Origin of the sequence: Frigoribacterium sp. VKM Ac-1396 (assembly GCF_015350895.1) — a bacterium.
In the GTDB taxonomy this organism is placed as follows: domain Bacteria; phylum Actinomycetota; class Actinomycetes; order Actinomycetales; family Microbacteriaceae; genus Frigoribacterium.
In genome coordinates, this window is record NZ_JADKSD010000001.1 from 658427 (window position 1) to 672790 (window position 14364).

Annotated in this window: 15 protein-coding genes; 1 reads left to right on the forward strand and 14 read right to left on the reverse strand. The window is 71.1% G+C overall.

Annotation, left to right across the window (positions count from 1 at the left end; genetic code table 11):
• Positions 1 to 11: 11 nt before the first annotated feature.
• The 13 genes from ITJ55_RS03090 to ITJ55_RS03150 form a co-directional block, all read right to left on the reverse strand.
• Positions 12 to 1010, reverse strand: coding sequence for a VWA domain-containing protein (locus ITJ55_RS03090; protein WP_194594029.1), 999 nt, complete (start codon positions 1008 to 1010; stop codon positions 12 to 14).
• Positions 1001 to 1483 carry a hypothetical protein gene (locus ITJ55_RS03095; protein ID WP_194594030.1) on the reverse strand — a complete coding sequence of 161 codons (483 nt, stop codon included), beginning with the start codon at positions 1481 to 1483 and terminating at the stop codon, positions 1001 to 1003. The genes ITJ55_RS03090 and ITJ55_RS03095 overlap by 10 nt, the downstream gene beginning before the upstream one ends.
• A complete protein-coding gene (locus tag ITJ55_RS03100) occupies positions 1470 to 2357 on the reverse strand; it encodes a DUF58 domain-containing protein (protein WP_194594031.1) in 888 nt (295 codons plus the stop codon). The genes ITJ55_RS03095 and ITJ55_RS03100 overlap by 14 nt, the downstream gene beginning before the upstream one ends.
• 5 nt (positions 2358 to 2362) lie before the next feature.
• Positions 2363 to 3394 (reverse strand): MoxR family ATPase, encoded by a 1032-nt coding sequence (locus ITJ55_RS03105; protein WP_194594032.1) that lies wholly within the window; start codon positions 3392 to 3394, stop codon positions 2363 to 2365.
• Between the two features lie 56 nt (positions 3395 to 3450).
• On the reverse strand, positions 3451 to 4110 hold the full coding sequence (locus ITJ55_RS03110) for a methionine ABC transporter permease (protein WP_194594033.1): 660 nt from the start codon (positions 4108 to 4110) through the stop codon (positions 3451 to 3453).
• Position 4111: 1 nt separating this feature from the next.
• Entirely contained in the window at positions 4112 to 5188 is a 1077-nt protein-coding gene (locus tag ITJ55_RS03115) for a methionine ABC transporter ATP-binding protein (RefSeq protein ID WP_194594034.1), read from the reverse strand.
• An 83-nt stretch (positions 5189 to 5271) separates the two neighbouring features.
• Positions 5272 to 6195 carry a MetQ/NlpA family ABC transporter substrate-binding protein gene (locus ITJ55_RS03120; RefSeq protein ID WP_194594035.1) on the reverse strand — a complete coding sequence of 308 codons (924 nt, stop codon included), beginning with the start codon at positions 6193 to 6195 and terminating at the stop codon, positions 5272 to 5274.
• Positions 6196 to 6426: 231 nt separating this feature from the next.
• Positions 6427 to 7575: a flavodoxin-dependent (E)-4-hydroxy-3-methylbut-2-enyl-diphosphate synthase gene (ispG, locus tag ITJ55_RS03125; RefSeq protein WP_171007237.1), complete on the reverse strand. Its 1149-nt coding sequence runs from the start codon at positions 7573 to 7575 to the stop codon at positions 6427 to 6429.
• Between the two features lie 65 nt (positions 7576 to 7640).
• The gene (locus ITJ55_RS03130) at positions 7641 to 8972 is read right to left on the reverse strand and encodes an RIP metalloprotease (protein ID WP_370543990.1); all 1332 of its coding nucleotides are present in this window, start codon (positions 8970 to 8972) and stop codon (positions 7641 to 7643) included.
• A gap of 134 nt (positions 8973 to 9106) precedes the next feature.
• Positions 9107 to 10183: a 1-deoxy-D-xylulose-5-phosphate reductoisomerase gene (gene dxr / locus ITJ55_RS03135; protein WP_194594036.1), complete on the reverse strand. Its 1077-nt coding sequence runs from the start codon at positions 10181 to 10183 to the stop codon at positions 9107 to 9109.
• A gap of 44 nt (positions 10184 to 10227) precedes the next feature.
• Complete coding sequence (locus ITJ55_RS03140) at positions 10228 to 11250, reverse strand: FKBP-type peptidyl-prolyl cis-trans isomerase (protein WP_194594037.1); 1023 nt, start codon at positions 11248 to 11250, stop codon at positions 10228 to 10230.
• A gap of 34 nt (positions 11251 to 11284) precedes the next feature.
• Positions 11285 to 11845 (reverse strand): FKBP-type peptidyl-prolyl cis-trans isomerase, encoded by a 561-nt coding sequence (locus ITJ55_RS03145; protein WP_056256981.1) that lies wholly within the window; start codon positions 11843 to 11845, stop codon positions 11285 to 11287.
• Between the two features lie 74 nt (positions 11846 to 11919).
• Positions 11920 to 12411: an OsmC family protein gene (locus tag ITJ55_RS03150; RefSeq protein WP_194594038.1), complete on the reverse strand. Its 492-nt coding sequence runs from the start codon at positions 12409 to 12411 to the stop codon at positions 11920 to 11922.
• A 68-nt stretch (positions 12412 to 12479) separates the two neighbouring features.
• Here ITJ55_RS03150 and ITJ55_RS03155 point away from each other — a divergent pair, with 68 nt between their 5' ends.
• Complete coding sequence (locus ITJ55_RS03155; RefSeq protein ID WP_194594039.1) at positions 12480 to 13496, forward strand: asparaginase; 1017 nt, start codon at positions 12480 to 12482, stop codon at positions 13494 to 13496.
• Between the two features lie 11 nt (positions 13497 to 13507).
• Here the strand turns inward: ITJ55_RS03155 and ITJ55_RS03160 are convergent, their stop codons facing one another.
• Positions 13508 to 14353 carry a hypothetical protein gene (locus ITJ55_RS03160; RefSeq protein WP_228497552.1) on the reverse strand — a complete coding sequence of 282 codons (846 nt, stop codon included), beginning with the start codon at positions 14351 to 14353 and terminating at the stop codon, positions 13508 to 13510.
• Positions 14354 to 14364: the final 11 nt, after the last annotated feature.

Consider the following 14364-nt stretch of genomic DNA (forward strand, 5'->3'; position numbering starts at 1 on the left):
CGCCCCCGCGATCACAGTCGCACCCGCCAGAGCAGGACGAGCCCACCCATCGCCACGATCAACGCGGCGATCGCGAGCGCCTGGGGGTGGTCGGTCACCACGAGGCGGCGGGCTCCGGTGAACAGCCCGGCCTCGCGGGCGTCGATCTCGTCGACGATCTGGGGCACCGTCGTCGAGTCGGCGAGGGCGTAGTAGCCGCCGTCCGTCGACTCGGCCGCTGCGCGGAGCTCGGCGGCGACCTGGTCGGCCACGGCGTCGGTGCCGTGGTCGGCGGGGTTGACGGCGTAGACCCGGACGTCGCGCTCGGCCGCCAGGTCGGCCGCCTCGGTCAGGGTCAGCAGGGCCTTGCCGTTGACGTAGTTGTCGGTCGCGAGCACGACCGACTTGGGTCGCGTGCCGTCGTCGTCGCCGAAGCCGAGCACGCACGAGGCCAGGCCGTCGCCGATGAGGGACGCCCCGTCGCCGCGGTCGGTGCCCGTCCAGTAGCGGGTGCCGTTCTCGCCCATCGTGTCGAACGAGTCGCGGTACTGCTCGAGCTGGGTGCGGACGAAGTCGTAGTCGTCGGTGAGCGGGAAGGCCTGGACGGCCGAACTGTCGAAGAGGTAGAGCCCGATGCGTTCGCCGTCGAGGCCCTGGGCGAGCGTCGAGAACGTGTCGACGATCTGCGAGTCGACCTCGGTCATCGAGCCCGAGACGTCGAGGCAGAGCATGATGTCGCGCTTGTACGACTGCGGCTCGACGACGTCGGTGCTCGACACCCGGGCGGCGAGCAGCACGCTGATGCCGGTCAGCGCCACCATCGCGACGAGCACGACGCCGAGGGCCGCACGGTACCGCCGGACGATGCGCTGGTAGGCGGGCAGGGCCGTCAGTCGCTCGCCATGTGCGACGGGGACGCCGAGCCGACGGAGGCGCGCCAGGTCTCGGCGCCTCCACCGCACGTAGAGCCAGGCCGCCAGTGCCACGACCGCCAGTGCGGCCAGCGGCAGCCACCAGAAGATCAGCCCCATGACGACACCAGGTCTCTCGCGGTGGCGACGGCACGAGCCGTGTCGCCCGGTTCTTCGAGCCGGAAGGCCGGCGGGTAGTACTGCTCGACGGCCCCGGCGAGCCGGGGCAGGTTCGACTCGCGGAGGTCGGCCAGGGTCATCACGTGGGTGTCGACTCCGTTGGTCTCGTGGGCGAAGAACCGCAGCAACAGGCTGAGCCGAGAGTGCACCCCGCGGTCGTTGAGCCGACCCGCCGTCGCCGCGGTCTCGACCTCGTCGATCAGGGCCAGGTACTTGGCCTTGGTGTCGGCGAGGTCCGCCGGTCGCGACGCCGCGAGGGCCGCCCGCTGGGCGGGCGGCAGCCGCCGGGCCGAGAACCGGAAGACGAAGACGTACCAGGCGACCACGAGGGCGAGTCCCACGAGGCCGAGGACGAGCCAGAGCACCCAGAGCGGGTACTGGTAGGGCCCGAAGAAGTCGTCAGCGCCCGACACGGCGGTGCTTCTCGATCAGGGCGAACAGGCCCGGCACGACCTCGGCCTGGCTGCCGAGTCGCTGACTGCTGATGCCGAGGGCCTGCAGCTCTCGCTCGGTGTCGCCGACGCGTCGGACGGACGTGTCGTCGAACTCGCGCCTCAGTTCGGCGTTCTCGCGGAGGTACGCCGGCAGGCCGGACATCTCGCTCACGTCGAAGACCTCGCCGGCACGACCCGCTCGCGTCATGAGGTCGGCGTCGCCGACGGTCAGCCAGACCACCTCGTGTTGGGCCCGCAGGCGACGCAGCAGACGGGTGATGCGCTCGTCGATCGCCACGTCGTCGGTCACCACCAACAGCATCGATCGACGGCGGATGCCCCGCGCGACCCACTCGAGGACCTGGGCCAGGTCGCTCGTGGGAGCGTCGAGGTCGACCCGCCGGTCGACCTGACGCAAGAGGGTCTCGAGGTGCGCTTCGGTCGCACCGGCGGGGTGGGCGCGCGTGCCGGACGAGTCGCCGGCCACGAGCGACACGACGTCGCCGTGCTTCGCTGCGATGTAGGCCAGCGCACCGGCGGCCATCAGGGCGATGTCTTTCTTGGACTCACCACTCGTGGCCGTCGCCGCCATGTTGCGCCCGGTGTCCATCACGAGGACGAGGTTCTGCCGCCGACTGGCGATGTAGCGCTTGACGAGGGGCTCGCCGTGTCGTGCCGTGGCCTTCCAGTCGATGTCTTTGACCTCGTCGCCGGGCACGTAGGCCCGGAGGTCGTCGAAGTCGTGGCTGCGGCCGTGGTGCACCGAGGCGTAGCCCCCCTCGAGCAGGTCGATGGTGCGTCGGTGGGCGAAGAGGCCCATCTTGGTCCGCACGCGCAACAGCAGGCTGGCCACCGGCGTCAGGGGGTCTGGACGGCGCCGAAGACGGCGTCGATGATCGTCTCGGGTGCCACCTCGTCGGCGGTCGCCTCGTAGTTCAGGATCAGGCGGTGGCGCAACACGGAGTGCCGCAGGTGTTTCACGTCTTCGGGGATGACGTAGTCGCGGCCGTGCAACAGGGCGAGGGCCCGCGCTGCCTGCATGAAGGCGATGCTGGCCCGAGGACTGGCCCCGAACTCGACGTAGTCGGCGAGGGTCGCCGGGATGTACTGCTGCGGGTGCCGGGTGACGTAGATGAGCTGGACGATGTAGTTCACGATCGACGCGTCGACGTAGACGCGCTTGGCCAGGTCTTGCAGGTAGACGACGTCGCCCAGCCCGACACCGGTCGACGGCGCGGTGGCCTCGTCGTAGACGCCGCTCTCGATGCGGCGGATGATCTCGGCCTCTTCGGCCGGCGACGGGTAGTCGAGGATCTCTTTGAGCAGGAACCGGTCGAGCTGCGCCTCGGGCAGCTGGTAGGTGCCCTCTTGTTCGATCGGGTTCTGCGTCGCGAGCACGAGGAACGGTGAGGGGAGCTGGTAGACCGTGCCACCGATCGTCGTCTGCCGCTCTTGCATCGCCTCGAGCATGGCGCTCTGCGTCTTGGCGCTCGACCGGTTGATCTCGTCGAGCAGGACGAAGTTCGAGTGGACCGGACCGAGCTGGGTGACGAAGGTCGACTTCTGGGCGTCGTAGATCTGGGTGCCCGTGATGTCGCTCGGCAGCAGGTCGGGGGTGCACTGGATGCGCCGGAAGCTCGCGTCGATCGACTGCGCGATGGTCTGCGCGGCCGTCGTCTTCGCCAGACCGGGGACGCTCTCGAGGAGGACGTGCCCGCCGGTGATCAAGGCGACCAGCAGGGTGTCGCGGAGGGCGGTCTGACCGACGACCTTGCGGGCGAACGCCTGCGAGACCGCCCCGACGATCTGCCGTGCCCGTTCGAGCTCGGCGGGTGTCACGGGGGCCGGAGCCGGCGGCGGGGTCTGGCTGGCGGTGGCGGTGTCGGTCACGCGCCCCACTGTAAACCAGTCCCCCGACAGCGTCGGCCCGCGTGACCGCGGGGCCGTCAGCGCCGCAGCGCCCGCCTCGCGAGCCAGTTGCCGAGGAACTGCACGAGCTGCACCAGGACGATGATCAGCAGCACGGCCGCCCAGGTCACCACCGGGTCGAACTGCCGGTAGCCGTACAGCAGGGCGAAGTTTCCGAGACCGCCACCACCGATGTAGCCGGCCACCGCCGACATGTCGACCAGCGCGACGAAGATGAACGTGTAGCCGAGCACCAGCGGGCCGAGGGCCTCGGGCAGCAGCACGGTGCCGATGATGCGGGCGGGGCCGGCTCCGGCGGCTCGTGCAGCCTCGATGACGCCCGGCTGGACGGTGAGCAGGTTCTGCTCGACGATTCGCGAGATGGCGAACGACGCCGCGAGCGAGAGGGTGAAGATGATCGCCGGGTTGCCGCTGCCCGAGCCGATCACGAACCTCGCCAGCGGTTGGGCCGCGGCCAGGAAGATGATGAACGGGATGGGACGGAACACGTTCACGACCACGTTGAGGACGCCGTAGACGGCGCGGTTCTCGAAGAGGGCCCCGCCTCGGGTCAGGTAGAGCGCCAGGCCGAGCACGAGCCCGCCGATGCCACCGAAGAGCAGCGTCAGGGCGACGATGTACACGGTCTCGACGGCCGCCTGCCAGAGCATGGGTTGCAGTTCGATCAGGGAGTCCATGTCAGCGTCCTTCCGTCGTGGAGGTCGAGGTGGGCGCGGACGCGGCCGCACCCGACGCGGGCAGCTCGGTCGCGGTGGCGCCGAGTTCGGCGACCGCGGATCGCACCGCCGCGGCGTCGCCCGTGACCGCGAGGGTGAGGGTGCCGAAGGTGCGCCCCTGGATGTCGTTGACTCCCCCGAAGACGATCTCGAACGACAGGCCGTGACGGGCGAGCAGGGCGAAGACGTCGCGCTGGTCCACGCCGCCCTCGGCGATGCGCACCGACACGAGGGTGCCCTCGTGACGGGCCCGCAACGCCTCGAGCTCGTCGCCGTGGGGCGTGCCCGCGATGACGGTCGAGACGAAGCGCTTGGTCGACGCCTGTTGCGGGTCGGAGAAGACCTCGAACGTGGGGCCGGTCTCGACGACCCGGCCGGAGTCCATCACGGCCACCCGGTCGGCGATCGACTTGATGACGTCCATCTCGTGGGTGATCACGACGATCGTGATGCCCAGCTCGGCGTTGACGCGCTTGAGCAGGGCCAGCACCTCGCTCGTCGTCTCGGGGTCGAGCGCGCTCGTGGCCTCGTCGGCCAGCAGGATGCGCGGGTTGGTGGCGAGGGCGCGGGCGATGCCGACGCGCTGCTTCTGACCGCCCGAGAGCTGGTCGGGGCGGGCGTGGGCCTTGTCGCCGAGACCGACGAAATGCAGCAGGTCGCTGATGCGTCGCTGGTGTTCGGCCTTGGGCACGCCGGCCGCCTTGAGGGGGAACTCGACGTTGCCCCAGACCGTCTTCGACGAGAAGAGGTTGAACTGCTGGAAGATCATGCCGATGCCGGCCCGCACGCCGCGCAGCTCGCGTTCGCGCAGACCGGTGATCTCGCGGCCGTCGATCTCGATGCGGCCGCTCGTCGTGGGCTCGAGCGCGTTGACGAGACGCACGAGGGTGCTCTTGCCCGCGCCCGAGTAACCGATGATGCCGAAGATCTCGCCCTCGGCGATCTCTAGGCTCACGCCGTCGACCGCGGTCAGCGGTGCGGCGCCCTTCTCTCGGGGCGGGTACGTCTTGACGACGTCGGTAAGGGTGATGGCGGGCACGCGTTCTCCTCAGCACGGGCGGAGGCCCGGACCACGAGCGTCGTTCTGCGCGCGATCCGGGCCGGGGTGGGCGACCTCGTGGGTCAGCCGTTCTGTTCGACGAGCTTCTCGGTCTCGGTCAGCGACTCCTCGAGGTCGCTCACGGGGATCTTCGTGATGATCGCCGTTCCGCCCGAGTTGTCGACGACGCCGTCGGTGACGGCCTTGGTGTCCTGGTAGATCTGGACGAGCTTCGCGTACGTGGCGTCGTCCTTGTCCTCTGCGCGGGCGGCGAAGACGTTGGCGTAGGGCACCGACGACGGGTCGTTCGGGTCGTCCTGGGCGATGACGTCGTCGGTCGACAGGCCGGCCTTCGTCGCGAAGTCGTTGTTGATGATGGCGCCGGCGTAGTCGGGCAGCGACGTGGCGGCGAGGTCGGCGCTCACCGTGGCGACCTTCACCTTCGATTTCGACTCGTCGATGTCGTTGACGCCCGAGAAGATGCTGCCGCCGTCCTTCAACGAGACCAGGCCGTTCGACTGCAGCACGAGCAGGGCGCGAGCCAGGTTGCTCGAGTCGTCGGGGATCGCGACGGTGTCGCCCTTCTGGAACTCGCTCAGCTCGGTGTACTCCGACGAGTACAGCGGCAGGGGGTAGATGGCCGTCGAACCGATCGGCACGATGTCGTTGCCCGAGGCCACGTCGTACTGCGCGAGGTAGACGATGTGCTGGAACTGGTTCAGGTCGATCTCGCCGTCGGCGAGGGCGGGGTTCGGCTGCTCGTAGTCCGAGTAGTCGACCAGGTCGACGGTGATGCCCTCGTCGGCCGCGGCCTGGACGAAGTCGGCCCAGTACGGGTCGCTCGCGCCGACGACTCCGATGCGCACGGTCTCGTCGTCGCCACCGCCACGGGTGACGCCGATGGCGATGCCGACGGCGGCGAGCACGACGACGATGGCGACGATGATCGCGATGAGTCGACCGGGGCCCTTCTTGGGGGCGTCGATCAGGGGGGCGCTGCTGGTCATGGGGTCCTCTCGGGGCGCTGCGGGGGCACCGCTCGGTGGTGGGCCGAGGCTGTCGCGGTGCGTCGTCCATGGTGGCCGACGCCCCGGGCCGCGTCACATCGGCGCGTCACACGACGACACACGCTCCGACCCGCCCCGGGCACGGACACGACCACGCACGGGAGGCGCGGTGCGAGAGATCTCGCACCGCGCCTCCTGAAGGGGGTCGCCTCACCCCCGGGGTGGCCCGGGTCAGACGGTGACGACCTCGGGCGAGCCGAGCTCGCCGGGGGGCATCTCGGCCGCGAGGCGGTTGGCTTCGTCGATGAGGGTCTGGACGATCTCGGACTCGGGGACGGTCTTGATGACCTCGCCCTTGACGAAGATCTGCCCCTTGCCGTTGCCCGAGGCGACGCCGAGGTCGGCCTCGCGGGCCTCGCCCGGACCGTTGACGACGCAGCCCATGACGGCGACGCGCAGCGGCACGGTCATGCCCTCGAGCCCGTCGGTGACGTCGTTGGCCAGCTTGTAGACGTCGACCTGGGCACGACCGCAGCTGGGGCAGCTGACGATCTCGAGCTTGCGCTCACGCAGGTTGAGCGACTGCAGGATCTGCAGGCCGACCTTGACCTCTTGGGCGGGAGGCGCGCTGAGGCTCACCCGGATCGTGTCGCCGATGCCCTCGCTCAGCAGGATGCCGAAGGCCGTCGCCGACTTGATCGTGCCCTGGAACTCGGGGCCGGCCTCGGTCACGCCGAGGTGCAGGGGCCAGTCGCCGCGCTCGGCGAGCTGGCGGTAGGCCTTGACCATGACGATCGGGTCGTTGTGCTTGACCGAGATCTTGAAGTCGTGGAAGTCGTGCTCTTCGAAGAGCGATGCCTCCCACACGGCGGACTCGACGAGCGCCTCGGGCGTGGCCTTGCCGTACTTCTGCAAGATGCTCGGCTCGAGCGACCCAGCGTTGACGCCGATGCGGATGGACACGCCGGCCGCCTTCGCTGCCGCGGCGATCTTGCCCACCTGGTCGTCGAACTTGCGGATGTTGCCCGGGTTGACCCGCACGGCCGCGCAACCGGCGTCGATCGCCTGATAGACGTAGTTGGGCTGGAAGTGGATGTCGGCGATGACCGGGATCTGGCTCTTCTTCGCGATGATCGGAAGGGCCTCGGCGTCGTCGCGACTCGGCACGGCCACGCGCACGATGTCGCACCCGCTGGCCGTGAGCTCGGCGATCTGCTGCAGGGTCGCGTTGATGTTGGGCGTCGGCGTCGTGGTCATCGACTGGACGCTGACGGGGGCGTCGCCACCCACGAGCACCTTGCCCACCTTGATCTGCCGCGTCTTGCGGCGCGGGGCGAGGACTTCGGGGACCTTCGGCATTCCGAGATTGACTGCTGGCACGGGTGTCATCGTAAACCTCGGCGCTGGACGGCGGGTGACCGGCCGTCGACGAGTCGCAGGCGGCGTCAGCCGAAGATGTTGATCGGGTTGACGATGTCGGCGTAGGTGAGCAGCACGGTCATGCCGCCGAGCAGGATGACGACCGCGAAGGTCACGGGGATGGCCTTGGCCGTGTCGACGGGCCCCGGGTCGGGTCGACGGAACAGCTTCGCGAAGCCGCGGCGGACGGCCTCGATCAGCGCGCCGGCCACGTGACCCCCGTCGAGCGGCATGAGCGGCACGAGGTTGAAGACGAACAGCGCGACGTTGAGGCTCGCGAGCAGGCCGACGAGCGTGCTGATGCGGTCGACCACCGGGATGGTGTCGAGGCTCGCGATCTCGCCCGCCATGCGGCCGACACCGACGACGCTGACCGGACCGTTCGGGTCGCGTTCGGCACCGCCGAACGCCGCCTGCGCCACCCCGACGAGGCGCTGCGGCAGGCTGACGATGACCCCGGCCACGTGAGCGACGTTGTCGCCCACGGCCGGCAGCACGGCCGTGACCGGCTGGCGCACCTTCTCGTAGGCGAAGCCGATGCCGACGAAGCCGACCTCCTGGGTCTGCGAACTGCCGTCGGGGTTCGTCGCGACGGCGCCGCTCGAGGTCGTCACATACCGCTCGGACAACGCCGGCGTCACCTGCAGCGTGCGCTCGGCGCCGTCGCGGTCGACCACGACGTCGAGGGTCTCGCCGGGCGATCGCTGCAGGATGCTCGTGATCTGGTCGCCGTCGGTGACGGTCGTCCCGTCGATCGAGACGATCCGGTCGCCGTTCAGCATGCCGGCGGCGTAGGCGGGGGCCTCGGCCGCGTCCGCGGGGCAACTCGTCTCGGTCGACCCGGCGGGCAGCACGCAGGTGCTGACGCTTCCGACGGTCGTGCTCGCCTGCTGGACCCCGAAGCCGCAGAGCAGCACGGCGAAGAGGGCGATCGCGATCAGCAGGTTCATGAACGGCCCGCCGAGCATGATGATCACGCGCTTGTGCACGGGGAGTCGGTAGAACGTGCGCGACTCGTCGCCCTCGTCGATCGTCTCGGCGCTGGCCGTGCGGGCGTCTTGCACGAGGGTGTTGAAGAAGCCGGTGCTCGACTGTCGCGCGCCTCCTCCGGCCTTGCCCGGGGGGAACATGCCCGACATCGAGATGTAGCCACCGAGCGGCAGCGCCTTGACGCCGTACTCGGTCTCGCCCTTCTTCCGCGAGAAGACGGTCGGCCCGAAGCCGATCATGTACTGACCGACCTTCACGCCGAACTTCTTCGCCGGCACGAGGTGGCCCACCTCGTGCAGGGCGATCGACACGGCCAACCCGACGACCAGGACCAGGACGCCGAGCACGAAGAGGAGGATCGTCTGCACCGGGCAAGGGTAACCGCCCCCGGCCGGACGTCCACCGCGTCGACGCCATGACGACGCTGGGAGCCCCGAACTGGGGCGGTCCCACGCGGGGCCGTACGGCGCGGCCGCCTCAGCGGGCCGGCAGCGCGGCCGCCTCAGCGAGCCAGCAGCGCGTCCGCCTCGGCGCGGGCCCAGCGCTCGGCGTCGAGCACGCCCTCGAGGCTGCTCTCGCCCGCGGCGTGCCGGTCGACGACGGCGTCGACCACGTCGAGGATGTCGAGGTAGCCCACCCGGCCGGCGTGGAACGCCAGGACGGCCTGCTCGTTCGCGGCGTTGAACACGGCCGGGTACGTGCCACCTGCCCGTCCGACCTGCTTCGCGAGCCGGACGGCCGGGAAGGCCTCGTCGTCGAGCGGCTCGAAGGTCCACGAGGAGGCGCGGGTCCAATCGAGCGGGGCGCCCACGCCCTCGACGCGGTCCGGCCACGCGAGCCCCAGCGAGATCGGCAGGCGCATGTCGGGCGGCGAGGCCTGCGCGATGGTCGAGCCGTCGACGAACTCGACCATCGAGTGCACGATCGACTGTGGGTGCACGGTGACGTCGATCTGGTCGTAGTCGACGTCGAAGAGGAGGTGCGCCTCGATCACCTCGAGCCCCTTGTTGACCAGGGTCGACGAGTTCGTCGTGACGACGAGGCCCATGTCCCATGTCGGGTGCGCCAAGGCCTCCCGAGGCGTGACGTCGGCGAGCGAGTCTCGGCTGCGGCCACGGAACGGCCCGCCCGACGCGGTCAGCACCAGCCGACGCACCTCACGCTCGGCCCCGGAGCGCAGGGCCTGGGCGATCGCGGAGTGCTCGGAGTCGACGGGCACGATCTGACCGGGGGCAGCCCGCTGCTTCACGAGGTCGCCGCCGACGATCAGGCTCTCCTTGTTGGCGAGGGCGAGCGACGCGCCCGAGTCGAGGGCGGCGAGCGTCGGGGCGAGCCCGACCGATCCGGTGATGCCGTTCAGCACGACGTCGGCCCGGACGTCCCTGACGAGCTGGACCGATTCGTCCGTGCCGAGGGCCGTGTGCTCGACGCCGAACTCGGCCGCCTGCGCGGCGACGCCCTCGCGGTCGGAGCCGGCCGAGAGGCCGACGACCTCGAACAGGTCGGGGTGGGCCCGGACGACGTCGAGGGCCTGCACCCCGATCGAACCGGTGGAACCGAGGATGGTGATGCGGCGCATGGGGTCAGCCTAGGGCGGTCGCACCGGCCCGGCCCGCCCTGCGGTCAGGCGACGGCGAGGATGTCGATCACGAAGACGAGGGTGTCGGTGCCGCCGATGCCGGCCGACGGCTGCCCCGCCTCGCCGTACCCCTCGCTCGGCGGGATGATCACGACGACCTGCGACCCCACGGTCTGACCGATCATGGCCTTCGCGAACCCGGGTACGACCTGGTCGGTCGAGAACGGCGTCGGGGTGCCCTTGCCCCAGCTCTGGTCGAAGACCTCGCCCGTGGTCCAGTTGACGCCCTGGTACTGCACGGTGACGTTCGCCGGGTCGGGCACGGCGGCGCCGTCACCCTTCTTCAGCACCTCGATGCGGAGGTCGGACGGCGGGTCGGTGCCGGCGGGGATCGTGACGGTCGGCTGGCCGTCGTCGGCGAGCTCGACGGTCGGGAACCCGTCCGTCGGGGGCTGCGCTTCGCCCGTCGCCTTCGTCGGCACGATCGACACGACGTCGGCCACGATGACGACGGGGGTCGGCGCGGCGTCCTGCTCGGTGGCGGTGGCCGTCGTCATGTCGGCGGCCGAGGCGATGGTCACCGTGCGACTGCCCGAGGCGACGCAGGCGATCGCGTCGACGATGCCCGGGACGTAGTAGTCGGTGCTGACCGTCAGCTGCGTCGGCTGCTGACCGTCGTCGAACCCGGCGGACGTGACCTCGGCCCCGGTCGCGGCGTCGTAGACGGCGATGCGCACGTTGGCGACCGAGCCTTGCTCGGCGACCTCGCCGTCGCCCTCGACGAGCGTGGTGCGTTGCGTCGAGGTGACCTCGAGCGGCGAGTCGAAGGCCACCTGGGGCTTGGACCCGACGTCGCCGGTGACGTCGACGCCGTCCGACAGGGCACCGGAGTTTGGCGCCTGGCAGTCGCCGGACGCGGTGCTCGCCGTCGGCGCCGGCTCGTCGGGGCCAGCCGTGCAGCCGCTGAGCACCAGTGCGACGAGCGGGACGCTCACGAGCGCGACCCACCGGCCCGGTCGGCCCCGCCGGAGGGCAGCCGAGGACGAAGGAGGCGCGGTGCGGGTCATCGGAGGACGGTCTCGCCGGTCGTCGTCGGCCGGCTCAGGAGACGGCGAGGATGTCGATGACGAAGACGAGCGTGTCGGTGCCCGAGATGCCGGCCTGGGGCTGCCCGGACTCGCCGTAGCCGTCGGCCGGCGGGATGACGACGACGGTCTGCGACCCGACGGTCTGGCCGATCATGCCGTCGGCGAAGCCCGTGATGACCTGGTCGGTCGAGAACGTCGCGGGTGCCCCGCGTGACCAGCTCTCGTCGAAGATCTCACCGGTGTTCCAGATGACGCCCTGGTACTGGACCGTGACGGTGTCACCGGCCTGGACCGTGGCGCCGTCGCCCTTGATCAGCGTCTCGACGCCGAGCTCGGTGGGAGCGTCGGCGTCGGGCACGGTCACCGTGGGACGACCGTCGGCGTCGAGCTCGACGGTCGGGAACCCGGCCTGCGGGGCCTGGGGTTCACCGGTGGCGCGCAGCGGGACGTCGGAGGTCGCCGACGCCGAACTGCTCGGCGTCGAGGCGTCGGTCGATCCGCCCGCGTCGCCGGCGCAGGCGGCCAGGGACAGGAGGAGGGCAGGGACGGCCAGGAGGGCGAGGGAGCGGCGCATGGTGGTCTCTCGGTCGGGGTGGAGGGGGTCGTGCCGTGGGGATCGGCACGGCGGACGTGCCGTGCCATTGTGCCTCACGCCCGGTCGGCTTCTCTGGACGCCGCCACCACGGTGGGCTCGTGGCCGACGGGGAAGGCGACGGATGCCGCGATGAAGCACTTCCGGCTCGCCTCGGCGTGCAGCTCGAGGGCACGCTCGACCATGCCCTCGTCGGCGACCGTGACGGTCGGTCGGAGGGTCACCGACGTGAAGCGCCCGCCGCCGTCGTGTGTCTGGGTCATGCGCCCCACCGCGGCGTCCTGGTAGGCGACGACGGTCACGCCGGCAGTCGCGGCCACGTGGAGGTAGCTGAGGAGGTGACACTGGGCCAGGGCGGCCAGGAGGAGTTCTTCGGGGTTCCAGCGGTCGGCGTCGCCGTGGAAGGTGCGGTCGGCCGAGGCCAGGACGTCGTGCTGCTTGCCCGTCGCGACGATGGTGGAGTCGCGTCCGTACGAGCGGTACGAGGTGGTGCCCTCGCCCCGGTCGCCCGTCCACCGGACGTCGACGGCGTAGTCGTGGTCGAGCATGCTGACTCCTTCTCGGGCCCCGGTCGGTGCGACGTGCTCGCCCGTCAGGCCTCGGTACACTCCCCATCATGACCGACCCCCGCCCCGCCAGGACCACCCGCCACCCCCTGAACGCCTCGGGCAGCGTCGAACTGGCCGTGCTCGAGCGCTCGGGCTGGGACGAGAGCCGACACCTCGGCGCGGGCGTCGTCGTCGATGCCGCCGGCCGAGAGCTGCGGCGCGTCGGTGACGCCGACGCCACCATCTACCCGCGTTCGTGCCTCAAGCCGCTGCAGGCGCTCACGGTGCTGCGTGCCGGGGTTTCCCTCGACGGCCCGCAGGCCGTGCTCGCGACGGCGAGCCACGCCGGCACGCCGGCCCACCTCGAGGTCGTCGAGGCGCTGCTCGCCCGGTCCGGCAGCACCGAGGCCGACCTGCTCTGCCCGCCCGACTGGCCGGGCGACCGTGCCAGCGCCCGCCAGGCCACGGCGAAGCGACGCCTCGCCATGAACTGCTCGGGCAAGCACGCCGCGTTCTTGCTGGCCTGCGCCGAGAACGGCTGGGACCCGTCGAACTACGTGGCGACCGACCACCCCCTGCAGGCCGCCGTCCGCGACACGGTCGCCGAGCTCACGGGTGAGACCGTGGACCACTCGGGCGTCGACGGGTGCGGCGCCCCCGTGATCGCGACCACCGTCGTCGGTCTGGCTCGGGCCGTCGCCCGGGTCACGGGGTCGGTCCGCGCGACGGGCGTCGCGCGCGACGACCATGCCGCCCACCTGGTCGAGGCCGTGCTCGGCGACGCGTGGGCGATCGACGGCCCGGGCCGAGCCAACACGGTGACGATCGACGAGCTCGGCGTCCTGGCCAAGCTGGGGGCCGAAGGCGTCATGGTGATGGGCACGCCGGACGGCGTGGCCGTGGCGGTCAAGGTGCTCGACGGGAACGTGAGGGCCGGCACCCTGGTCGCCCTGCGCCTCCTGGTCGACGAGGGCGCGGTGGACGCGGCCGCGGCCGACCGTGTCGTCGAGCGCACCCTCGAGAAGGTCACCGGCGGCGACGGCCTGGTCGGTCGCATCCGTCTCGGCAGCGGTCTCGACCGCTAGTCGCGCGGCACTCACCCGTCGAGCACCGACACGAACGCGACCCGCAAGCTCTGCTGGCACGGTTGCCCACCGGTGCGGGTGACCACGGCCTCGCCGTCCGGTCCGATCAGCAGGACGGTGTCGACCGTGCGAGGTGGCTGCTCGGCGGCTGAGGACGAGGTCGCCGGCGGGCCGACGACGACGCACTGAACGGCCTCGGTCGCATCGGATCTCGGCGCCCCGGCCGACCGGAGCTGACGTCGCAACCCCGACGCGACCGCCTCGGCCACGACCGGCGGGCCGACGACCCGCACGGTCGTCTCGAGGGGCACGCACAGCGGAGCCTCGTCGAGGGTGGCCGCCTCGTCGCGCAGTGTCGCCAGTCGCGCCCTGATCGGGTCGTCGGGCTCGAGCTGGTCGTCGGGACGGCCCTCGAGCACGAGCCCGCTGGAGGCGCGACCCACCCCGAGCACCAGGGCCCGGGGCACATGTCGTGCGGCGTCGCACGACCGGACCCGGTCGGCCGTCGGGTACCACGCGGCCAGCTCGCGCGATCGCTCCGCCCTCAGGCGCGCGACGGTCTCGTCGACCTCGTCCAGTGCGGCTTCGAACCGTGAGCGCTCACGACGGGTCGTGAACGTCGCTCCGACCACACGGTCGATCGCCCACCCCGCGGCCGTGGCCACGGCCGTCACGACGACGCTGGCCAGGACCCCCGTGGACCCCACCCCGAGGACGAGCCCGCACACGGCGGTGGCGAGGCCGGCCGCGGTGACGGTGACGACCGGGATCGCGGTCGGACGGGCACGCATCGGAGGCGGTGGCAGTCGGACCCGCGAGGGCCCGGCCGACGATCTCGTCGGCTTCGGGGACGTCATGGCCCCAGTGG